22 protein-coding genes are annotated in these 21,375 nt (G+C 46.9%); 5 read left to right on the top strand and 17 right to left on the bottom strand.

Annotated elements, in window-relative coordinates; genetic code table 11:
• Position 1: 1 nt before the first annotated feature.
• Positions 2-1,036: a phenylalanine--tRNA ligase subunit alpha gene (pheS, locus tag LWH95_RS06660; RefSeq protein WP_003237687.1), complete on the bottom strand. Its 1,035-nt coding sequence runs from the start codon at positions 1,034-1,036 to the stop codon at positions 2-4.
• A gap of 81 nt (positions 1,037-1,117) precedes the next feature.
• Here pheS and LWH95_RS06665 point away from each other — a divergent pair, with 81 nt between their 5' ends.
• Entirely contained in the window at positions 1,118-1,324 is a 207-nt protein-coding gene (locus LWH95_RS06665) for a hypothetical protein (protein WP_019259117.1), read from the top strand.
• Between the two features lie 66 nt (positions 1,325-1,390).
• Here the strand turns inward: LWH95_RS06665 and LWH95_RS06670 are convergent, their stop codons facing one another.
• Positions 1,391-2,137, bottom strand: coding sequence for a TrmH family RNA methyltransferase (locus tag LWH95_RS06670; RefSeq protein WP_232919187.1), 747 nt, complete (start codon positions 2,135-2,137; stop codon positions 1,391-1,393).
• A gap of 119 nt (positions 2,138-2,256) precedes the next feature.
• Between LWH95_RS06670 and sspI the strand changes: the two genes are divergently transcribed.
• The 4 genes from sspI to LWH95_RS06690 all read left to right on the top strand — a co-directional run bounded on the left by sspI (position 2,257) and on the right by LWH95_RS06690 (position 6,493).
• Positions 2,257-2,472 (top strand): small acid-soluble spore protein SspI, encoded by a 216-nt coding sequence (gene sspI, locus LWH95_RS06675; protein ID WP_003222464.1) that lies wholly within the window; start codon positions 2,257-2,259, stop codon positions 2,470-2,472.
• A gap of 68 nt (positions 2,473-2,540) precedes the next feature.
• On the top strand, positions 2,541-3,647 hold the full coding sequence (locus LWH95_RS06680; RefSeq protein WP_232919188.1) for a CdaR family transcriptional regulator: 1,107 nt from the start codon (positions 2,541-2,543) through the stop codon (positions 3,645-3,647).
• 102 nt (positions 3,648-3,749) lie between these two features.
• On the top strand, positions 3,750-5,162 hold the full coding sequence (gene glcD, locus LWH95_RS06685; RefSeq protein WP_232919189.1) for a glycolate oxidase subunit GlcD: 1,413 nt from the start codon (positions 3,750-3,752) through the stop codon (positions 5,160-5,162).
• The gene (locus tag LWH95_RS06690; RefSeq protein ID WP_232919190.1) at positions 5,159-6,493 is read left to right on the top strand and encodes a (Fe-S)-binding protein; all 1,335 of its coding nucleotides are present in this window, start codon (positions 5,159-5,161) and stop codon (positions 6,491-6,493) included. The genes glcD and LWH95_RS06690 overlap by 4 nt, the downstream gene beginning before the upstream one ends.
• A gap of 38 nt (positions 6,494-6,531) precedes the next feature.
• On the opposite strand, the gene LWH95_RS06695 is transcribed toward LWH95_RS06690, so the two are convergent.
• The 15 genes from LWH95_RS06695 to araA all read right to left on the bottom strand — a co-directional run bounded on the left by LWH95_RS06695 (position 6,532) and on the right by araA (position 21,321).
• Entirely contained in the window at positions 6,532-6,900 is a 369-nt protein-coding gene (locus tag LWH95_RS06695) for a VOC family protein (RefSeq protein ID WP_232919235.1), read from the bottom strand.
• A complete protein-coding gene (locus LWH95_RS06700) occupies positions 6,815-7,003 on the bottom strand; it encodes a hypothetical protein (RefSeq protein ID WP_232919191.1) in 189 nt (62 codons plus the stop codon). Before LWH95_RS06700 ends, LWH95_RS06695 begins: the two co-directional genes overlap by 86 nt.
• On the bottom strand, positions 6,946-8,742 hold the full coding sequence (cstA, locus tag LWH95_RS06705; RefSeq protein ID WP_232919192.1) for a carbon starvation CstA family protein: 1,797 nt from the start codon (positions 8,740-8,742) through the stop codon (positions 6,946-6,948). The genes LWH95_RS06700 and cstA overlap by 58 nt, the downstream gene beginning before the upstream one ends.
• Positions 8,743-8,853: 111 nt before the next feature.
• The gene (locus LWH95_RS06710) at positions 8,854-9,747 is read right to left on the bottom strand and encodes a DUF4097 family beta strand repeat-containing protein (protein ID WP_232919193.1); all 894 of its coding nucleotides are present in this window, start codon (positions 9,745-9,747) and stop codon (positions 8,854-8,856) included.
• Complete coding sequence (locus tag LWH95_RS06715) at positions 9,744-10,298, bottom strand: HAAS signaling domain-containing protein (RefSeq protein WP_019259125.1); 555 nt, start codon at positions 10,296-10,298, stop codon at positions 9,744-9,746. The genes LWH95_RS06710 and LWH95_RS06715 overlap by 4 nt, the downstream gene beginning before the upstream one ends.
• Positions 10,295-10,621 (bottom strand): PadR family transcriptional regulator, encoded by a 327-nt coding sequence (locus tag LWH95_RS06720; protein ID WP_019259126.1) that lies wholly within the window; start codon positions 10,619-10,621, stop codon positions 10,295-10,297. The genes LWH95_RS06715 and LWH95_RS06720 overlap by 4 nt, the downstream gene beginning before the upstream one ends.
• 152 nt (positions 10,622-10,773) lie before the next feature.
• A complete protein-coding gene (gene abfA / locus LWH95_RS06725) occupies positions 10,774-12,276 on the bottom strand; it encodes an arabinosylfuranosidase ArfA (RefSeq protein WP_232919194.1) in 1,503 nt (500 codons plus the stop codon).
• Between the two features lie 18 nt (positions 12,277-12,294).
• Positions 12,295-13,140: an arabinose ABC transporter permease AraQ gene (gene araQ, locus LWH95_RS06730; RefSeq protein ID WP_232919195.1), complete on the bottom strand. Its 846-nt coding sequence runs from the start codon at positions 13,138-13,140 to the stop codon at positions 12,295-12,297.
• Positions 13,141-14,082 carry a carbohydrate ABC transporter permease gene (locus LWH95_RS06735; RefSeq protein WP_232919196.1) on the bottom strand — a complete coding sequence of 314 codons (942 nt, stop codon included), beginning with the start codon at positions 14,080-14,082 and terminating at the stop codon, positions 13,141-13,143.
• A gap of 35 nt (positions 14,083-14,117) precedes the next feature.
• Positions 14,118-15,419 (bottom strand): ABC transporter substrate-binding protein, encoded by a 1,302-nt coding sequence (locus tag LWH95_RS06740; RefSeq protein ID WP_232919197.1) that lies wholly within the window; start codon positions 15,417-15,419, stop codon positions 14,118-14,120.
• Positions 15,420-15,449: 30 nt separating this feature from the next.
• Positions 15,450-16,634, bottom strand: coding sequence for a sn-glycerol-1-phosphate dehydrogenase (gene egsA, locus LWH95_RS06745; RefSeq protein ID WP_232919198.1), 1,185 nt, complete (start codon positions 16,632-16,634; stop codon positions 15,450-15,452).
• Entirely contained in the window at positions 16,631-17,449 is an 819-nt protein-coding gene (araL, locus tag LWH95_RS06750) for a sugar-phosphatase AraL (protein WP_232919236.1), read from the bottom strand. The genes egsA and araL overlap by 4 nt, the downstream gene beginning before the upstream one ends.
• Positions 17,427-18,116, bottom strand: a complete 690-nt coding sequence (araD, locus tag LWH95_RS06755) for an L-ribulose-5-phosphate 4-epimerase (protein WP_232919199.1) — start codon at positions 18,114-18,116, stop codon at positions 17,427-17,429. Before araD ends, araL begins: the two co-directional genes overlap by 23 nt.
• A 13-nt stretch (positions 18,117-18,129) precedes the next feature.
• Positions 18,130-19,815 (bottom strand): ribulokinase, encoded by a 1,686-nt coding sequence (gene araB / locus LWH95_RS06760; RefSeq protein ID WP_232919200.1) that lies wholly within the window; start codon positions 19,813-19,815, stop codon positions 18,130-18,132.
• Between the two features lie 15 nt (positions 19,816-19,830).
• Entirely contained in the window at positions 19,831-21,321 is a 1,491-nt protein-coding gene (gene araA / locus LWH95_RS06765; RefSeq protein WP_232919201.1) for an L-arabinose isomerase, read from the bottom strand.
• Between the last annotated feature and the right edge of the window lie 54 nt (positions 21,322-21,375).

Genomic DNA, 21,375 nt, shown 5'->3' on the forward strand with positions numbered 1-21,375 from the left:
CTTACGCCTGTTTAAACTGCGAAATAAATCTGACATCGTTTGTATAGAAGTGGCGGATATCATCAATGCCATATTTCAGCATCGCGATGCGCTCAACACCCATTCCGAATGCGAAGCCCTGATATTCCTTCGGATCAAAGCCAGCCATTCTCAGCACGTTCGGGTGAACCATGCCGGCGCCGAGGATTTCGATCCAGCCTGTTCCTTTACATACTGAGCAGCCGTTTCCTCCGCATTTAAAGCATGTCACGTCTACTTCTACTGAAGGCTCAGTAAACGGGAAGAAGCTTGGGCGGAGTCTGATTTCGCGGTCTTCCCCGAACATTTTTTTCGCAACGAGTTCAAGCGTTCCTTTTAAATCACTCATGCTGATGTTTTTGTCAACGACAAGCCCTTCAATTTGCATAAATTGGTGAGAGTGCGTCGCATCATCGTTATCACGGCGGTATACTTTACCCGGACAAATGATTTTAACCGGCCCTTTGCCTTCGTGCTTTTCCATCGTCCGTGTCTGAACTGGAGAAGTTTGCGTTCTCATCAGAGTTTCCTCTGTAATGTAAAAGCTGTCCTGCATATCGCGCGCAGGGTGTTCTTTCGGCAGGTTGAGCGATTCGAAGTTGTAGTAATCCGTTTCAACCTCAGGTCCTTCCTCGACTGTGTAGCCCATACCGATAAATAAATCTTCAATTTCTTCAATGACAACTGTGAGCGGATGGCGGCCGCCGACTGCGACAGGGTTCCCCGGCAGCGTGACGTCGATTGTCTGTCCCGCAAGCTTCTGCTTCATTTCTTCTTCTTCAAGCTTCTCGTTTTTGATAGCAATCGCATTGGCGATACGCTCTCTTACTTCGTTCGCGAGCGCGCCCATTTTCGGACGTTCCTCAGCAGAAAGTTTGCCCATTCCGCGCAGCACTTCTGTAATCGGCCCTTTTTTTCCGAGATATTGCACCCGAATATCATTGACAATCTTTAATGAGCTTGCCGCTTCTACTTGTTCTAAAGCTTCTTGTTCCAGCTGTTTTAGCTTTTCTTCCATTTTGCATCCTCCTTTTATGTAAACAAACCGTTATATGTCTTTGGAAAACAAAAAAAACCCGTCCCTTGTACAAGGGACGAGTTGTGGCCGCGGTACCACCCTTATTTCAGACAGACTGATGCTGTCGTCAGCTTCATTGACATAACGGAATCAGATTCCGGTTCACCTTTACGCGCAGTGTGCGCGGTCCCGGCGACAACTCAAGAGGTGAAGACAATTTCCGGCTGCGTTAAAAATGCTCTCAGTCAGCGGCATTTTCTCCCTGGAAAGCAGTTGATCAGAAATTGAGGTCCTCTGTCACGGTTTTTCAAATATTATGTTCTATTATAGAGAAATCCAACGCTTCGCGCAACACTATCCTCGCAAGTGATACACGAGGATGGCAGCTGCAATCGCAACGTTCAGAGATTCAGCCTGTCCGTAAAGCGGCACGTACAGGTTCAAATCCGTTTTTTCCAGCAAGGCGGCATCCACCCCTGCCCCTTCATTTCCTACAATGAGCGCAAAGGATTCAGCCTGAGGCATATCCCTGTAAGGCGCTCCGTTTTGCAGCGCCGTGCCGTACACTTTTACCCCCTCTGCTTTCAATTCATCCACATATGTATGCAGGTTTCTTCTCACAACAGGAATATGAAAGTGAGAACCTTGCGCGGATCGAAGCGTTTTTCCGTTAAAGGCGTCCGCCGTGCCGTCACCGAGCACAACCGCATCTAAACCGGCCGCATCTGCTGTCCGAATCATCGTGCCGAGGTTTCCCGGATCTTGAACAGCGTTAATCAGCAGCACCCGCTGAGGCGACGCCAGTTTTTCTTCAGGCATATGGCACACAGCGGCGATCTGCTGCGGCGTTTCAGTTTCAGTAACAGCTGAAAACGCATCTTCACTCAGCACGTAGCACTGGATGCTTACATCAAGTTCTGACGGAATTTTCGTTTCATCCTTTACAAGGATTTCTTTCACCGTGCCCGGACTCTTGAGCGCCTCTTCAACAAGATGTTCTCCCTCAATCAGAAATGTATTCGTTTTTGTTCGTTCTTTTTTCGTGTGAAGCTTTTTCCAATCCTTCACTTTTTGGTTTTTTGCGGATTCTATTTGTTTCACTGTCTGTGTGGCTCTCCTTTTTTTAACATGATGTTATTATATCGCAAGAACAGCACATAATAAACCAGGTGCAGGGTTAGAATATACGTATAACATTTTAGGAAAAGGAGCGTTTTCACATGGATCTTAATTTACGTCATGCCGTCATTGCCAATGTAACCGGCAATAATCAGGAGCAGCTTGAACATACAATTGTGGATGCGATTCAAAGCGGTGAAGAAAAAATGCTTCCGGGGCTCGGCGTTTTATTCGAAGTCATTTGGCAGCACGCATCCGAGAGTGAGAAAAACGAAATGCTAAAAACGCTTGAAGGCGGATTAAAACCCGCCCAATAAGACATGAAACCGGGTGACAGCGCCCGGTTTTTTTCTTATATAATAAAAACATGATGAGGGGGATCGCCATGTTTTTACAACCGTTATTAGCGAAAAAAATCATTGCTGAAGTCAAAAAAATGTACGAACGGGAAGTCATTATTGTGAACACAGACGGTCTCATTATGGCAAGCACAAATGATGAGCGGGTCGGACGTTTTCATGAGGGAGCGCTCATCTGCGCAAAAGAGAAGCGCAATGTCATTATTACAAAAGAAGATGAAAAGAAATTAAAAGGAGTGAAGGCAGGCCTGAATCTCCCTGTATTTTCTGACCGTGATGTGATCGCCGTCTTCGGGCTGACAGGCGAGCCCGCTGAGATTCAGCCATACGGGGAGCTGCTTCGGAAAATGACAGAACTGTTCATTAAGGAATCGTGGCATTTAGAGCAGTCCCAGTGGCGTGAGAGAATGCTGGAGTCCTTTATGATTGATTGGCTGCAATTAAAAGAATGGTCACCCGGTTTTCTGGAGAAAGCCCAGCTTCTTGGTATTGACCTTGCCTCCCCGCGCCAAATGATTCTCATTCAAGGATATGAGTGGTCACGCTATGAAATTGAACAAATGACACATATCTGGAAATCAGCGTACCCTTCGGATTTGTTCATCAGGTGGGGAAATGAACGGATTCTGATTAATCACGAAGTGCCAAAACATGAACAGAGGGATCGGCTTTTACGGCAGATTCTTCTCATTTGTTCGTTTGCTCATACCGCAAACAGCCGATATGCCGCAGCTGGCGCCGGAAGGGCTGTTGCAAGCTCCAGCCTGACAGACTCATACGAGCAAGCGGAAAAAGCGCTGGCTGTCAGCCTTAAGCGAAAAACGCCCATCTTCGAAGAGGATCTGAAGCTTGATATGTGCCTGACTGAGATCAGCCCTGGTACCCGTAATGAATTTCCGCAAAGGGTATTCCGTGAGGCACTTCAACGTCTGGAGCTTATGAATACGATACGGACTTTCTTTCATCACGATTTGTCTTTGAAACAAACCGCTGAAGACATGCATATACACATCAATACATTGCGTTATCGTCTGTCTAAGGCTGAACAGCTGACAGGTTTGCGTTTTGACCGCACTGAGGACATCGTCACAATGTATGTTGCACTCTATTTTTTAGATCAAGATACAAAATAAAGAGAGTTTCAGTTTCATTATTTATATGTTTCTCCATGGAAGGCTTTGCTTTTTTTCTCTTACAATAGATTAAAAGCGTTTTTTGACAGGGGGATGGGTGAAATGATCACCAAAGATGTAAAAAAACAGCTGATACAAATCGTCGGACCGGAAAACTTTGATGACTCCAATGCCGGGCGTCTCGTCTATTCATATGATGCGACGCCGCAGTTTCAGTCTATGCCTGATGCCGTGATTGCACCGAGGAATACAGATGAAGTATCACGAATTTTAGCGATTTGCAGCGAACATCAAGTGCCGATTGTTCCAAGAGGATCAGGGACAAACCTGTGCGGCGGCACGTGCCCGACTGAAGGCGGACTTGTTCTTCTCTTTAAGCATATGAACCGGATTCTTGAGATTGATGAAGAAAATTTGACCGCCACAGTCCAGCCGGGCGTCATTACGCTGGATATGATCCGCGCGGTTGAAAGCAAGGGTTTGTTTTATCCGCCTGATCCGAGTTCTATGAAAATATCAACCATGGGCGGAAACATCAATGAAAATTCCGGCGGGCTCCGCGGATTAAAATACGGCGTCACCCGCGACTATGTTATTGGACTGGAGGTTGTGCTCGCAAATGGTGACATCATCCGCACCGGCGGAAAACTCGCAAAGGATGTGGCCGGATACGATCTCACACGTCTTTTTGTCGGCTCAGAAGGAACACTCGGCATTGTAACAGAGGCAATCGTCAAACTCGTTCCAAAGCCGGAAACAAAGAAGACGCTGCTTGCCCTTTATGAAAATATCGACGCCGCTGCTCAAACGGTATCAGACATCATTGCCGCAAAAATCATACCCGCCACGCTTGAATTTCTCGACCAGCCTACACTTTTGGTGATTGAGGATTATGCCAAAATCGGCCTTCCGACAAACGCAAAGGCGGTTCTGTTAATTGAGCAAGACGGACCGCTTGAAACCGTAGCACGGGATATGGAAAAGATTGAGGCGATTTGCAAAAAAGGCGACGCCGTTTCCGTTCAGACCGCACAAACAGAGGAGGAAGCGTTTGCCCTGGCTGAAGCCCGGCGTTCTGCACTTTCTGCCCTAGCCCGCCTCAAGCCGACGACGATTTTAGAGGATGCGACCGTTCCTCGCTCAGAAATCGCCAATATGGTAAAAGCGATTAATGATATTGCTGCTAAATATGATATTTCCATCTGCACCTTTGGCCATGCGGGAGACGGGAACCTTCACCCGACATGCACGACAGACATAAGAAATGAGGATGAAATGGAACGTGTCGAACAGGCTTTTGCCGAGATTTTTGAGAAAGCGATTGAACTTGGCGGGACGATAACCGGAGAGCACGGAGTCGGGGCCATGAAGGCGCCTTACTTGGAAATGAAGCTGAAAAAAGAGGGCATTGCCGCGATGAAAGCGCTGAAAGCGGCATTTGATCCCCATAACATATTAAATCCCGGCAAAATGTTTGCGAAAGACGCCAGAAAACGTGTGGTGACGGAAAGATGACAACAGAAAAAGAAATGAAACAGATCCAAGATGAGTTTAAAGTGCGCATGGATGAAGGCGAGCTTTTGAATTGTATGCGCTGCGGCTTCTGTCTTCCTTCCTGCCCGACCTATATCGAATCGGGATTTCAGGAAACTCACTCTCCGCGCGGGCGCATCGCCTTAATGAAAGCCGTAGCTGACGGTATGATTGAACCGGATGAAGATGTCGAACGGTCGCTGTCACTTTGCCTCGGCTGCCGCGCCTGTGAACCTGTATGCCCGTCAGGCGTGAAATACGGACAGCTGCTTGAGGAAGCCAGAGATATTATCCACCAAAATAAAAAACACTCGCTCGGCGCACGTGTCATGCGAAAGGCGGCTTTTCACGAGCTGTTTCCGCATCAAAACCGCATGCGCTCAGCTGTAAGCCTTATCGGTTTGTATCAGCGGTCAGGGCTGCAAACCGCTGTGCGTAAAACCGGTATGCTTCGCGTCCTGCCAGAGCATTTGCGGACGATGGAAGCTGTTCTTCCTGATGTTCCCAAAAGCAAAGACATGAAGCATCGGCCGCGTTTACTGCCGTCAATTGGCCCCATGAAAAAACGGGTTGCCTTTTTTTCGGGCTGCTTAATGGATACCATGTTTTTACCGACCAACAATGCCACACTGAAACTTTTGCAGCTGGCAGGCTGTGACATTGTCATTCCGCCTGAACAGGCTTGCTGCGGTGCCCTGCATGGACACAGCGGTGAAAAAAACGCAGGCAAGGAGCTCGCGAAACAAAATATCGCTGCTTTTGAAGCGTTAGACGTGGATGCTGTCATTACAAACGCAGGAGGATGCGGAGCCTTTCTCACTGAATATGATCATTTGCTGAAGGATGACCCCGAGTGGTCGGAGCGGGCTGCTGCGTTTGTTCAGAAGCTGAAAGATTTTTCGTCCGTTTTGGTTGAGCTCGATTTCCATCAGATGGACCTAGCACTCGAAACGCAGCAGATCATTACCTATCAAGATTCATGCCATCTAAGAAATGTGATGCATACGTCGCTCGAGCCCCGCCAGCTTCTTCAAAGCATCAAGGGAACCGAATTCAGAGAGATGGATAAAGCGGACAGCTGCTGCGGATCAGCGGGAATTTATAACATCGTGGAAGCTGAGATGTCTATGAAAATACTGGACAGTAAAATGGCTGCCGTCAAAGCAACCGAAGCAATCCTCATTGTAACAGCAAATCCCGGCTGCCTGCTGCAGATGAAGCTCGGCATTGAACGCGAAGGACTAAGCGGTAAAGTCAGAGCCGTTCACCTGGCTGATTTGCTATTGGAAGCAGCCGGGCACAAAACATCATGAGAAAGCCCAAAACAGAAATTGTTTTGGGCTTTTGTGCGTTATTCCATCGGACTGCAAATTTCGATATAATGTCCATCCGGATCAGCGATATAGGCGACCGTCTGCCCCCATGGTTTCACTTTCGGCTCCTCGATAATTGATACGCCTTGTTCTCTCATCCTTTTGATGACCACTTCTACATTTTCAGTAACAAACCCGATTTCAAATGTGTGCGAATCAGATGTATCTGGAATGTCTAGCGGCGTGATTTCTCTGGCGCTCTCTCGCGTATTAAGCGCCAATATCGTAGAGCCTGTTTCAAATTCGACATACGTGCCGTGTTCAGCACGAATCGGCAGTCCTAAAATATCCTGATAAAAATGAATGGCCTGCTTGCTGTCTGATACGTATAGAATAAGATATTTCATTGATAGATTCATTTCCAATCCTCCTTAAATTTTTCATTAGCCCTTCTATCCCGAGATAGATGCTTCCATCCTTAAGCTCGGATCTTTCCACATCTGTGCCCATTTTTTTACTGCTGCAACGATAATGATGAAGCCTAACAGCAGCATGATGATCGATAATACGCCATTCAATACACTATATCCTGCTGCTTCTGGATTGAGATACACATGGCGCACCATCCAATAGCCCGCATAATTGACAGTGACATATAAATAGGCAAGCGGGATAAGGCAGGTCAGAATGTAACGGCGTTTATCGGCGATTTTCAGCACTATGGTCGCTCCGATAATCAGACCCACTGAAGCCATCAGCTGATTGGACACGCCGAACAGCGCCCAAATGGAACCGATATCCCCTGAATACAGCAAATAACCCCACATCAAGCAGGCAAGCGCGCTGGCAAATACAGATCCCGGAATCCAGTCTGTTTTCTTCAGCGGCTTATACACCTCTCCGAAGAAATCCTGAATCAAATAACGGGCAACACGTGTGCCGGCGTCAATCGCTGTTAAAATAAATACAGCTTCAAACATAATGACAAATTGGAAAAAGTATGAGGCCAAATGGCTGAAAAACGGCATTCCGGTAAAAATATAAGTCATTCCCACTGCAAGCGTGACGGCTCCCCCTGTTCTTCCTTCTAAGTCTAAACCGATTTCCCTGCTCAATTCAGGCAAATGTACAACATCCATGCCGAGCGTACGGAAAACCTCAGGTGTGCTGTTAATCGCAAAGTAATCAGCAGGCTGCAAGGCGGTTGCCGCAATCAGTGCCATGATACCGACAAGACACTCGACAAGCATTGCACCGAACGCAACCGGCTTCATATCACTCCACTTATTCAGCATTTTCGGCGTCGTTCCTGAACCGACAAAAGCATGGAATCCCGAGATCGCACCGCAGGCAATGGTTATTGAAATGAATGGCCAGACGGGCCCTGCCAACACCGGCCCTCCGCCTTTTACGAATTCTGTAAACGCAGGAAATGGGATGGAGGGATTGACGACAAACACCCCAGCAATCAAAGCGATAAAAACACCGATTTTCATAAAGCTGCTTAAATAATCACGCGGTGCGAGAAGCAGCCAAACAGGAAGCGCCGCTGCAAAGAACGCATAAACAGGAAGCGCTACTGAAAGCGTTTTCGTATCTAGCGTTAAAAAGTCACCGAGCGCGGTAGTCTGCACCCATGGGCCGATAAAGACTCCTGCCATTAAAAAGAGAAAACCGATTGTTGACGCGAGCTTTAAATTTCCTGTTTTCTTATAAAATAAGCCCACGCCCATCGCAATCGGAATCGTAATCCCTACCGCAAACGTTCCCCACGGATTGCGTTCAAGCGCGTGCAGCACAACCATCGACAGGCCCGCCATCGTAATCGTGATAATAAACAGCATGGACAGGCCCGTGCAAAATCCGGCAACAGGGCCGAGCTCATCCTTCGCCACTTCCGACAGCGACTTTCCATTTTTGCGCATCGATGCAAACAGCACAACGATATCATGGACGGCTCCCCCTATTACCGCCCCGATTAACAGCCATAATAACCCCGGCAAATAGCCGAACTGCGCGGCCAGAATCGGTCCGACCAGCGGCCCGGCCGCTGCGATCGCCGCAAAATGATGGCCGAACGAAACCCATTTATTTGTAGGCACATAGTCTTTTCCATCCTCAAGCGCGTGAGCAGGCGTCGGCTTGTCATCATTCACTTTGAGAACCTTCACCATCATAAATGTTCCGTATAAGCGATAGGCGATAGCCAAAATACACATTGACGCTATCACAATTGTAACCGCATTCATTTTCTCCCATCCCCTTTGCTGTTTTTCATAAATATATCACAATTTCATAGTGAAAAGCGGTCATTTTTTCCTATACAAAAAAGCCGGCTGGAATGGGCCGGCTTGAGACAGTTAGTTTAGTTCAATATCTCCAGATGTTGTACGAACTTTTAAATGGTTAGAGATCCCGCTATCACCTACATAACCTACAATACGGTGCTCTGATTTTTCTTTATACAGGATTTGATCGAGATTGACCGAGGCATCACCGGAGTCAGCCTGAAAATCCACTGCCAAGGATGCAGGTTCTTTCTGATATTCTACGGACACACTTCCGCTCGTAGTGACGATGTCGATTTTTTCGTTCTGATGATCCTGAAGAAGATCAATATCCCCGGAGGTTGTCTTATAGTTCACCTTTTTAGCTGTGGTGTCGCTGCTTTTTATTGATCCGCTTGTTGTCTTTACCTCACCTTGGCCGAATGAATTTTGGTCAGCTTGGATATCTCCGCTTGTTGTTTTTAACGTTAGCTCGTTTTTGATGCGTGTATGCTTCAGCTCAATATTTCCTGATGTAGAGTCAGCAGCTGATTGATCCGTTTGCGCATTTTCTATCAGAATATCGCCAGAGGTTGTCGTTACGGTTATCTCATCATACTTCTTTTCCGGAATAGTGATTGTGATTTTCATATCCTTTTCGCTGCCCCACGGTATAAAAGAGATGATATTCTCGCGTTCTTTTTGATTGATTTTTAATGATTTTCCATCCTGGCTCACATCGAACAGCTTTTTGCTTTTATCGCTGACTTTTCCTTCAGCAGCTACCTGAATATCATCCGTTTGCCCGCTTTTGACCTCTGTATTCATGGAGGTCGTTGTTACCTTAATTTTTTTAATATCTGAAGCATCATATGTTTCGGCAGCTTTCACCTCATCTATTGTAAAATCCGAGGCAGCTGCAGAGATAATAGCTCCGATTACCCCGACTGCAAATACTGCGATCAATCCTATTATGATCTTTTTCATGTCTGCGCCCCCGTCACCAGCTTTAGATTATATCTGATATATCGTAAACTCATGCCATACAGCAGCTTGCCTAAGTGCCACAGCCCTATACACAGGAGCAGCCCCAGACTTCCAAACACGAGTGATAAAAAGAACTCCAGCATCATGTGCGTATTCATTTGAAACATCACCATGCCGACAAAAATGATCGGTGACACAGAAAGTGCAAGCGCCGCCCCGCATAATCCCACGTACACTCCTAAAATGCCAATAGCCGGTCCCAGCACGAAAATCATATTTAAGAAGCTTATCGCTGCTGCTGAACATACCATATGAAAGAGGTTCTTTTTAGGGCGCTGCTCTGCTGAAGCAGTTTCCGTGACATCTTGCATCAATTCCTTTGCAATTTGTTTTGGGGAGCCGAGTTCCCTGATGATGTCCGCTTCTGGCCTGCCTTCTTTGATCCCTTCGGTAATATGTTCTTCAAAATCAAATAAGACCTCATTCCGCTCTTTTTCTGAAAGCGGCTTTAACGCTTTACTCAACTCCTGCAAAAACAGTTCTTGATTCATCGTTCTCCTCCCCTTGCCGTATCAATGATTTGATTGACAGATGCTGTGAACTGATCCCATTCTGCCAGCAGCAGTTTCATTCGCATGAAACCAAGCTTTGACATCGTGTAATATTTTCTGGCAGGCCCTTCGGAAGACGGCGCCATATATGTTTCTAAATACTCTTCTTTCGTCAGTCTTCTGAGAAGAGGATATAAGGTGCCTTCAGCAATCGCCATGTACCTGGAAATGTTTTGAGATAGCTCATATCCGTATTGGTCTTTTTCGGATATTAATACAAGCACACATAGCTCTAATGCTCCCTTTTTAAATTGAGCATTCATCATAAAATCCTCCCTGCGGCTCGTCAATTTTTGTTTACATTTTCCACCACTTACCCATATGGTAACATCTACTACTGAACATTACAAGGTACTGAACCATATCTACTGAGAAAAAAAGAAAAACCGGAGAGAGCTCTCCGGTTTTGTTTCTCTTATGACTGTTTTTTCAGGCGGATCACATTCCAGGAAAGCGGCGTGAAATGGGCGGTTAAGCCGTTTTCGCTGACAGACGATGTTCCGTTGGAATGCGGGACGACATTTTTTCTGTTATGCTGGTTTGTCGCTTTGATATCCTGATGCTCGAGTACGATGTGCTCTGCGATTTGATAGGATTCAAAACCTCTGAGCGAAATCTCCGTCTCCATCTGATCCTCAGCTTTATTTACCGCAAAAATGGTGAGTGTTTCTTCCTCTTCGGCGTACACAACAGCGGCATCAACATATGGCACATCAGTAAAATCTGAGCAGTCGTACTTCGGAGAAGAAATAAGCGGTTTCAGTGACTCGCCCCTTCCGTAAACAGAAGCATGCATGTACGGATAGAAAATCGGCTGTCTCCATGCTTCCCCGCCTTTTTCCGTCATGATCGGCGCGATGACATTTACAAGCTGTGCAAGACACGCGATTTTCACACGGTCTGCGTGCTGCAGCATTGTAATGAGCAGAGAGCCGACCAATAAGGCATCTTCAAAATTATAAATATCCTCTAAAATCGGACGCGCAGTAATCCACGGCTCGACTTTTTTATCAGCCTCATTTGAGTGATACCAGACGTTCCATTCATCCAGAGAGAGATTGATTGTTTTCTTGCTGCGTGTTTTTGCTTTTACATAGTCACAGGTTGCAGCGACAGATTTAATAAAATGATCCAGATCCATGGAACGAGCCAAGTAGTTTGGCAGATTGTTATCCCGGTTTCCGTAATACGTATGGAGAGATATATAGTCGACATGCTCGTACGTATGCTCCAGCACCTTCGCTTCCCAATCAATAAAGGTCGGCATGCCGCTGTTTGAGCTGCCGCAGGCAACAAGTTCAATTGATGGGTCAACCCACTTCATGACCTTTGCCGTCTCTGCGGCAAGCCGTCCGTATTCATCAGCTGTTTTGTGGCCGATCTGCCATGGGCCGTCCATCTCGTTTCCAAGGCACCATGTCTTGATGCCGTACGGCTGTTCATAGCCATGCGATCTTCTTAAATCACTCCAGTAAGAGCCTTTCGGGTGGTTGCAGTATTCAACGAGATTACGGGCGGCATCTATGCCTCTTGTGCCGAGGTTGACCGCCATATTGACCTCAGTGTTAACCTTTTTTGCCCAAGATAAAAATTCATTTGTTCCCACTTCATTGGTTTCTGTCGTTTGCCATGCCAAGTCAAGCCGTCTCGGGCGGTTTTCGACAGGCCCGACTCCGTCCTCCCAGTTGTATCCGGACAAAAAGTTTCCGCCCGGATAGCGGATAATCGGAACCTGCAATTCTTTGATCAGCGACTGCACATCCTTTCTAAACCCCTCTTCATCCGCTTCAGGATGATCAGGCTCATATATGCCTTCATATACCGCACGCCCCATATGTTCGATAAACGAGCCGTAAATCCGTTTGTCTACTTCACCGATTTTATATTCTTTGTCTACAGTCATTCGCGCTTTTTTCATCACACGTTTCCTCCTTCATTAACCTTTGACTCCCCCTACCGTCAGGCCGGAGATAAAGTACTTTTGGAAAAACAAGAAAATGATAATGACCGGCAAAATCGCAAATACTGAGCCGGATATAAGCATGTCATAGTTGTTGCCATAGGGGCTCAGCAAGCTGGACAGCCCAATTGGAAGCGTAAACATTTCTTTCGATCGAAGCACAATCAGCGGCCATAAGAAGTTGTTCCAGCTGTTTAAGGACTGGAGGATAATCATCGCACCGAAAGCCGGTTTCATCAGCGGCGCCATAATCCTGAAAAAGATTCCAAATTCCGTACAGCCGTCCATCCTTGCAGAGTCCAGCAGATCCCTTGGCAGACCGAGCGCATATTGCCTGAAAAAGAAAACAGCAACAGGTGAAACGATGAACGGCAAAATGACACCCGTATACGAATCAATAAAATGCAGTCCGACGGTAAGCTTAAACAATGGAAGCATCATCACTTCAAGCGGAACCATCATAATAATCAGCACAAGAACAAAGATGATATTTCTGCCCTTAAAATCATAAACCGCAAGCCCGTACCCAATCATCGAAGAAAAAAACAGAGTGAGCACGGTCGTGAAAAGCCCAAGCACAAGACTATTAAAAAACCATTTGAAATAAATGCTGCCGCCGTTAAACAGAAATGTATAATTATCAAGACTCATCACTTTAGGATCAATGTCAAGATTCAGACCCACACGCAAAAGCTCAGATGACGGCTTTAATGATCCTAAAAGCAAACAGAAAATCGGAAAAATATACAATAGGCTCAGCATAATAAAAAACAGGGTCAGCGCGATTCTGTAAACGCTAAACTGAGGTCTGTGCCGCAACATTTATCCTTCCCCCTTAAACGAACCTGACAGCTTTAACGAAATCAGGCTGACAACAAGGATCACAATCAAAAGCACAATGCCGATGGCCGCTCCGTATCCCATTTCATTGTAAGCAAGCCCCTGCTGATACAAATATCCAACAAGCGTCAGACCGATATTACCCGGGGAATTATTCTGCCAAAGGACGTAGCTTTCCTCAAACATCCTGAATCCGCCGATGATGCTGATGGTCAGCACATATACGGTTACAGGCTTGAGAAACGGCAGCGTAATGTGCATAAATTTTTTCATCGTATTCGCGCCGTCTATATCAGCGGCTTCGTATAGCTCTTTCGGCACATTTTGCAGGCCGGCCAAAAAGTATAGGATGTTGATTCCCATCCATCTCCACGAAGCAAGCAGCACCATCAGAAACATGCCGGTATGTTCATTGTTCATCCAGTTCTGAGGTAAAAAGCCGAGTTTGAGTAAGATGGAATTGGCCAGCGACGTTTCCATTTCTCCGAAGATCAGCCGAAAAATGATCCCCGCCACTATGGTAGAGGTCAATGCCGGAATGAATAGCGCTGATTTGAATATATTTCTGAATTTGACCAGCTTTGAATTCAGGAATATGGCCAGAAGCAATGGGACAGGAATCAGCACAATCAGCGTCCAAAAGGTGTATTTCAGCGTATTCCAAAGGGCGGTATAGAACGTCGGATTGTTTAATGCAGTATAATTGGACAATCCGACAAACGTCACCTCTCCCGGCAATATTCTTTGAAAGCTCATGATGAAGACGCTAATGATGGGGTATAGAAAAAATACGAGAAAGGATAGAACGAATGGCGCTGTAAACAGATAGGGCGCCGCTTTTTTCGAATAAAATAGATCTCGCCAGCCTGATTGTTTCGCAGCTGAAGGAACGGGATGAACCGTTCCCGTTTTCACAGGTTTCATGAGAACCTCCCCGCTTTCATTTTTTGAATGGGATTCTATTTCTGTTTCAGTTCACCTGCCGCTCTGTCCAAGGCTTGTTTAGGCGTTTTTTGCTGAGATTTAAGTGCGTCGAACAATACGCTTCTGTTGACAAGGTCTGAAGCCTTGGCAAAATCCTCATGTAAATAAATCGGATTGATTTCATTCTTAATATTGAGCAGCACAGAAAAAATGCCTGTTCCGTTTTGGAAGTAATCCGTGTATTTGTTTTTCTCTTTTAATTCCTTGGAGCTCCAGACATCCCAGCGAAGCGGATCAAACCCGAGTACGCTCCAGAGCTTTTTGTTTCCTTCTTTAGAGCCCTTCGCAAAGGCCAAAAACTCTTTTGCTAATTCAACATGCTTAGCTTGCTTCGGCACAACAGTTGCCGTACCGCCCAAACCTGCCGAACGGTCGCCTCCCTCTTTCCATGCCGGGAGTGGCCGGATAGCAATCTTCCCTTTCAGATCAGGCATATAATCTATGAATCTTCCCATATACCAAATCGGCATCAGGACTGAAGCGGCTCCGCCTTGGTTCATAAAGCCGTAGTATTCTTCACTGTGATGCCCCCCGCCCGGCGCAGGAATCATCGTTTTATCATTGATCATGTCTTTTAAATATTGAAGTGTTTTGACGTTGGTGTCGTTATTGAGGATCAGCTTGCCGTTTTTATCAAAATAGCCTGAGTTTTGCTGTGAAATCATGGATAAGAACGTTCCGGAATCATTTGTTTCCACCGTTCCCATCGGCTTCCCGGTCACTTTGCGCACTTTCTGCCCGGCTTTATGGTAATCATCCCACGTTTTAATATCATCAGGATTGACGCCGGCTTTTTTCATAACATCCATGTTATAAAACATGACTGTCGTCCCTACATGAGTATCCAGCCCGTAAAGCTTGCCGTTTTTGCTGTACAGGGTAAGCCGCGCCTCTACGAATTTATCGCGGTCCTTTTCAATCAGCGGAGACAGATCGGCAAGCGGTATGTCAGAGCCCTTCAAAAAGTTTGAAAAACGGGCCAATTCGACATCGGCAATATCAGGGACGCCTTCTCCCGCGATTAAGGAGATAGATAAGTTATCGTGCATTTGCCCATATGGATAAACGACCGTATTCAGTTTAATTTTGCGGTCAGGATATTTTTTGTTCCATTCCTTCACCATTTCTACATAAAACTGCTCATGAAGTCCGTTAAATGTCCAAAAGGTCAGCTCAGTTTCACCCGATTTTCCGGATGATCGTTCTGCTGAACACCCAGCAATGAATAATGTCAGCAGCATCATCAGCACAAGAAAACAGGCAGTCATTTTTTTCATCTGCGTTACCCCTTCCATTCGAGGTGCGGGCTATTCATATAGACCATGATTGATCAGCGTTTTGTTTTCATTGATAATTCTTAAACCGGTGCAGCGGTCTCTTAAGGTGTGGGCGTGTCTAAAGGCATTCTTGACGGAATCCTGCCCGACACCGATTTCGTCAAAAGACGCAGGGCCTCCGGCTGATCTCAGCCAATCGGCCAGCACTTCTCCTTCCGGGAGCGTTTCATAAGCCGATTGAATGGCTTGGCGCCGGTGCGGAGAAAATTCGTTCAGCCCGTCATCCAGAGCGAGCTTTCTGTATGTGTCTGTTAATAAAACAGCGGCACATCCCACCTTTGCCCCATGAAGAATCTGAGGCCGGTTTTTCTCCATTAATTCCATCTCAATCCAATGTGAAATATGATGCTCTCCGCCTGATGCCGGGCGGGAATGATCTAAGGCCAGCATGACAAGCCCCGATACAATTAAAGATTCCATCAAAACCCGTATGCCTGTTTCCGTTTTCATTGCAATGTCTTCTGTGTGTTCGATACAGGCATCAAGCGCCTCCTGAACGAGCTTAGCCCCTGCTGGCGAATAAGGCTCGCCGGCAAGATGGCGGGATATTTGCCAATCAGCTAAAGACGTTATTTTACCGAGCATGTCGCCAAATCCTGCCGCCACCATTGACTGGGGTGCCGATTTTAATAGTTCCAGATCAGCAAACAGCGCAGACGGAGCCTTCGTTTGGATGGTTGTTTTCGTACCGTATAAAATAAGAGGCGCCCCGGCTGATGTAAATCCGTCTACAGATGGAGCAGTTGGATAAGAAATAAACGGCAAATCCCTCTGAAACGCTGCAAAGCGCACGATATCATGAATCGTACCCGAACCGACAGCGATCATGACATCCGTTGCTTTTTTCGTATGGACTAGGACATGAATGAGCGACCGTTCATCAGCCGTCACATCTCCGGCTTCATTTTCCGGAATGATCAGGCACTCGGCCTGAAATCCTTCTTGATTCAGTCGGTTTTCCAGATCAATTCCCGCAATGCGGTGTGTATTCGAGTCGCAGACAAGAACGATATGCTTACCGTTTTTTCTTTTGACATAATCCAATAACGGATCAGCTGCTTGTTTATCGATAACAATTTCTTCAACTTCTATAGGAAACGTCTTTTCTCCAGCGTGTTCAAAAGCACGCTGAACGTCAGCTGCGATATGATTCATAGCAGAATCCCCTCCTCAGCCAATTTGGTTACATCTTTAATGGACTCCAGCACGTAATCCGGTGAGTACAAACGCTGTTCACCCGGTTTCGCAGAACCAGTAAGCACTAAGGCGCTTTTCATGCCATAAAGCTTCCCCATCGCAATGTCTGATTCAATGCTGTCCCCGATAATCATGCATTCATGTGCGGACAGCCCCATTGCTGTACAGGCAGCCTCCGCCATCAGCCAGGACGGCTTTCCGACAACAAGCTCCGTCTTGGCTTGAGCGGAAGCCTCTATCGCCCCAATCATTCCGGCCACATCGATGGCATTGCCGTCTTCGTTCGGAAAAGAGCGGTCTTTGTTCGTAGCAATAATACGAGCTCCGCCTGCGGCCGCTTGAAAGGCTTGATTTAAATCTTCGTACGTGAGCGTTTCGTGAAGGGAGATCACAAGCCAATCCGCTTCCTTCGGTTCTTTCGCGTGCTGCACGCCGGCCAGCCTCAGTTCGTCAACCAAGCCTTGTTCTCCGAGCACCCACACCTTTGAAAACCGATAATGGTTTTTCAGAAAAGCTGCTGTCACGCTTGACGAGAGAACAATGTCATTTACGTCCGCATCAATCCCCGCGCCGAGAAGCTTTTTTCTGCACATGGCACGGGAGATATTACCGCGATTGCTCAGAAAAACGATTTTCTTTCCCATTTCACGAAGCGTATGGATCGCTTCTCTTGCCCCTTCAATCAATTCATTTCCTCTGAATACAGTACCGTCCAAGTCAATCAGAATGCCGGCCGGTGACACCACGGAATCATGACTGGCCATAATACGCATTTGCTCCGTGTTTTCGATAAAAATGCTTTTCATGAAGGACTGTATTGATTGGGTTTACATCCTTGTTCAGCATAATGGAGTGATAGGCCATTTCCGCAACTGTTTCTAATACAACTGCGTTATGAATGGCATTTAAGGCATCCGTGCCCCAGCAGAACGGGCCATGATTATTCACGAGCACACCCGGCACCTGTTCGTAGTTATGATGCTGAAAGGTTTCCGCTATGACTTTTCCTGTATTCAGTTCGTAGTCATGAATGATTTCTTCATCGTACATTTCTCTTGTACACGGAATCGCACTGTCAAAATAATCAGCATGTGTCGTGCCTAACGGCGGTATGTCTCTGCCCGATTGCGCCCAGCTAGTCGCCCATTGAGAATGGGTATGGACAATTCCCCCGATGTTCGGAAAGACTTTGTACAAATAAACATGAGTAGGTGTATCTGAAGAAGGCTTGAGCGATCCTTCGACGACCTCTCCTTCAAGATTCAAAACAACCAAGTCATCAGCTGTCAGGTCGCTGTATTCGACTCCGCTAGGTTTGATAACAATTCTTTCTTTTTCACGGTCGATGCCGCTGACATTTCCCCATGTAAAGGTTACCAGCTGATGCTCTTGAAGCTTCAGGTTGGCAGCCAGCACTTCTTTTTTTAATGTTTCAAGCATGCTCTATCACCCTTTATGAATTCTTTTTGGCGGCAGTTGAAAATTGAAGATTTTTAATTGTTTTCAGACGCTTCATGACATGGTTTTCTTTTCCGAAATAGTGAACCAGCTCTTTATATTCAGCGTATAATTTTTCATACACCGCGGCGTTTTCGGCGTTTGGCGAATAAGAAATATCTTTCAGTTTTCCCATGTGCGCCGCTGCCTCTTTGATGTCGTCGTATCCGCCGTTTTCTTTACCTGCGGCAAGCGCGCCGAAAATGGCAGATCCTAAGGCAGGGGCTTGCGGGGAACCAGAGATTTTAATGTCCATGTTTGTCACATCCGCATAAATCTGCATGACAAACGGGTTTTTCTCAGCTATTCCGCCGGCTGCGTACAGCTCCTCGATCGGAACTCCGCTTTCTTTGAACGTTTCGATAATCATCCGGGTTCCGTAAGCTGTCGCTTCAACTAGCGCTCTATAAATCTCTTCAGGCTTCGTCAGCAGCGTCATGCCAAGCAGCATTCCTGTTAAATCAGCATCAACAAGAGTTGAACGGTTTCCATTCCACCAATCCAAAGCAAGCAGACCGCTTTCACCCGGCGCTTGAAGGTTTGCCTTCTCGCTCAGCAGTTCATGAATGCCAATGTTTTTTTCCTCTGCTTCCTCTTGATACGCTCGCGGGACACATGTTTTCACAAACCAGTCAAAATGATCGCCAACACAGGACTGCCCGGCTTCATATCCCGCATAGCCGGGAAGAATCCCGTTATCCACGACACCGCACATACCCGGCACGATATGTACCTCTTCTCCCAGAAGAACGTGGCACGTTGAGGTTCCCATAATCATCAGCATTTTCCCTGGCTCTGTGATGCCAACCGCTGGCACAGAAACATGAGCATCAACATTGGCAACCGCAATTGCCGTCCCAGGAAGAAGGCCTGTCAGCTGCGCCATTTTTTCAGTCAGTCCGCCGGCTTTTTCCCCTACTGAATGAATAGAACCTGCCAATTTGTCCTTTGTAATCGTTTTCATTAAAGGATTTAATTTGTCAAAGAAATCATCTGAGGGATAACCCGCTTTTTCACTCCAAATCGCTTTATATCCTGCAGTACAGTTGCTTCGCTTGAGCGAGCCGCACAGCTGGTACACGATCCAGTCTGCTGCCTCGATGATCCGGTCAGCCGCTTCATAAATGTGAGGCGCTTCTTCGGCAATTTGCATGACCTTCGGAATCATCCATTCAGAGGAAATTTTGCCTCCGTACCGCTGTAAAAAAGCTTCTCCTTCTTCCTCCGCGATTTGATTGAGCCGATCAGCATGTTTTTGGGCCGCATGATGCTTCCAGAGCTTCACATAGCTGTGCGGCTCCTCTTCATATTCCGGCAGCATGCATAACGGCTGTCCTGCACTGTCAACAGGCAGGATCGTACATGCCGTAAAATCAATTCCGATCCCGACAATGTCTTTCGGTTCAACCCCCGTCTGTTCGAGTAACGACGGAATGGTTGTTTCCAAAACTTCGAGGTAATCAGCCGGATGCTGCAGTGCCCAGTCGCGCGGCAGCTTTTGACCCGTTTTTGGAAGGACGGTATCAATGACAGCATGCCTGTATTCTTTTACAGCAGCCGCCAGTTCCTCCCCTGTTTGGACATGAACGAGCACCGCTCTTCCTGATAAAGTTCCAAAATCAACCCCTATTGTGTAAGCCAAGTGACATCCCCCTCTCTACTTTTGAAGCCGGTAAAGCGCCTCGTTCCATTTTAATTCGTGTTTCAGCTTGTGAATTGTCGTATCACGGGAAATGAGAACACTTTCGATCCCCGCCATTTCCGCCCAATCGAGCATTTGCTCCGCTGTCAGTTCATAAGACAAGCAGGTATGGTGTGCGCCGCCGGCTAAAATCCATGCCTCCGCCGCTGTTTTCAATGACGGCTCCGGCTTCCAGAGAACACGGGCCACAGGCAGATTCGGCATGTCTTTTTCAATTTCCTGGCCGTTGACCTCATTCAAAACAAGGCGGAAACGCCCACCGATATCAACAAGGCTAGCTTGAATGGCTGTACCGCTGATCCCGTTAAACACAAAACGCGCAGGATCCTCTTTGCCACCAATAGATAGCGGATGAACCTCGATTTTCGGCTGATCCAAAGCGACCGTCGGACACACTTCAAGCATGTGCGAGCCCAGAATCATTTCATTTTCCGGTTCAAAATGATACGTATAATCTTCCATGAAGGACGTTCTTTTTCCTTCAGCCATGATTTTCATCATCCGCACAAGAGCCGCTGTCTTCCAATCTCCCTCTCCGGCGAACCCGTAGCCCTTCTCCATCAAGCGCTGAACGGCAAGTCCCGGCAGCTGTTTCATTCCGTGCAGCACTTCAAACGATGTTGTAAAAGCTGTGTATCCGCCTTGTTCAAGAAAAGCGGTTAAGCCAAGCTCTATTTTCGCCTGTTCCTTAATGGACGCTACTTTTGCTTCGTCACGTTTTGTTTCCTCACTGATCACATAAAGCCTGTCATACTCCGCATAGAGCGTGTCAACCTCGTCGTCCGTAATGCGGTTCATCACTTCAACAAGGTCTCCGATGCCATATCCGTCAACCTGCCAGCCAAATTGAATATGCGCACCCACCTTGTCTCCGTCCGTTACCGCGACGTGACGCATGTTATCTCCGAATCTGGCAACCTTAATATGCCTGCTTTCATTTAATGCAGCCGCCGTATCCATCCACTGGGAAATCTCTTTCTTCACTTCTTCATCATCCCAATAGCCGGCGACGACTTTCCGGTTCAGACCCATTCGCGAGTTGATGTAACCGTATTCACGATCGCCATGTGCGGATTGGTTGCTGTTCATAAAGTCCATGTCAATCGTACCCCACGGGATATCGCGATTATATTGAGTATGCAGATGCATAAGCGGTTTTTGGTAAGAGGAAAGGCCTTCTATCCACATTTTCGCAGGAGAAAATGTGTGCATCCATGTAATGATGCCGGCGCATGTCTCACTGAACTCCGCTTCCCTTAACAGCTGTCTGATGGTTTCCGGTGAAGTGACGACGGGCTTATGCGTGATTTTATATCTGGAAGAAACCCCGCTGAGCCCCTCACAAATGCTTTTCGCATGCTGATCCACCAGTTCCAGCGTCTCTTCCCCGTATAGGTGCTGGCTTCCTGTTACAAACCAGAATTCATAATCCTTTGTCTGAAGCATGTAAACTGCCCCTTTCCCATAAAATAAAACGCTTTCAAACACGAAAAAGATACG

This window comes from Bacillus sp. G16 (assembly GCF_021282335.1).
Classification (GTDB): domain Bacteria; phylum Bacillota; class Bacilli; order Bacillales; family Bacillaceae; genus Bacillus; species Bacillus inaquosorum.

What these genes read in the sequence shown, in the direction of transcription:
- pheS (WP_003237687.1), bottom strand. Translation starts at nt 1,036, where the DNA reads ATGGAAGAAAAGCTAAAACAGCTGGAACAAGAAGCTTTAGAACAAGTA.
- sspI (WP_003222464.1), top strand. Translation starts at nt 2,257, where the DNA reads ATGGATCTTAATTTACGTCATGCCGTCATTGCCAATGTAACCGGCAAT.
- LWH95_RS06680 (WP_232919188.1), top strand. Translation starts at nt 2,541, where the DNA reads ATGTTTTTACAACCGTTATTAGCGAAAAAAATCATTGCTGAAGTCAAA.
- glcD (WP_232919189.1), top strand. Translation starts at nt 3,750, where the DNA reads ATGATCACCAAAGATGTAAAAAAACAGCTGATACAAATCGTCGGACCG.
- LWH95_RS06690 (WP_232919190.1), top strand. Translation starts at nt 5,159, where the DNA reads ATGACAACAGAAAAAGAAATGAAACAGATCCAAGATGAGTTTAAAGTG.
- LWH95_RS06695 (WP_232919235.1), bottom strand. Translation starts at nt 6,900, where the DNA reads ATGAAATATCTTATTCTATACGTATCAGACAGCAAGCAGGCCATTCAT.
- LWH95_RS06700 (WP_232919191.1), bottom strand. Translation starts at nt 7,003, where the DNA reads ATGGGCACAGATGTGGAAAGATCCGAGCTTAAGGATGGAAGCATCTAT.
- cstA (WP_232919192.1), bottom strand. Translation starts at nt 8,742, where the DNA reads ATGAATGCGGTTACAATTGTGATAGCGTCAATGTGTATTTTGGCTATC.
- LWH95_RS06710 (WP_232919193.1), bottom strand. Translation starts at nt 9,747, where the DNA reads ATGAAAAAGATCATAATAGGATTGATCGCAGTATTTGCAGTCGGGGTA.
- LWH95_RS06715 (WP_019259125.1), bottom strand. Translation starts at nt 10,298, where the DNA reads ATGAATCAAGAACTGTTTTTGCAGGAGTTGAGTAAAGCGTTAAAGCCG.
- LWH95_RS06720 (WP_019259126.1), bottom strand. Translation starts at nt 10,621, where the DNA reads ATGAATGCTCAATTTAAAAAGGGAGCATTAGAGCTATGTGTGCTTGTA.
- abfA (WP_232919194.1), bottom strand. Translation starts at nt 12,276, where the DNA reads ATGAAAAAAGCGCGAATGACTGTAGACAAAGAATATAAAATCGGTGAA.
- araQ (WP_232919195.1), bottom strand. Translation starts at nt 13,140, where the DNA reads ATGTTGCGGCACAGACCTCAGTTTAGCGTTTACAGAATCGCGCTGACC.
- LWH95_RS06735 (WP_232919196.1), bottom strand. Translation starts at nt 14,082, where the DNA reads ATGAAACCTGTGAAAACGGGAACGGTTCATCCCGTTCCTTCAGCTGCG.
- LWH95_RS06740 (WP_232919197.1), bottom strand. Translation starts at nt 15,419, where the DNA reads ATGAAAAAAATGACTGCCTGTTTTCTTGTGCTGATGATGCTGCTGACA.
- egsA (WP_232919198.1), bottom strand. Translation starts at nt 16,634, where the DNA reads ATGAATCATATCGCAGCTGACGTTCAGCGTGCTTTTGAACACGCTGGA.
- araL (WP_232919236.1), bottom strand. Translation starts at nt 17,449, where the DNA reads ATGCGTATTATGGCCAGTCATGATTCCGTGGTGTCACCGGCCGGCATT.
- araD (WP_232919199.1), bottom strand. Translation starts at nt 18,116, where the DNA reads ATGCTTGAAACATTAAAAAAAGAAGTGCTGGCTGCCAACCTGAAGCTT.
- araA (WP_232919201.1), bottom strand. Translation starts at nt 21,321, where the DNA reads ATGCTTCAGACAAAGGATTATGAATTCTGGTTTGTAACAGGAAGCCAG.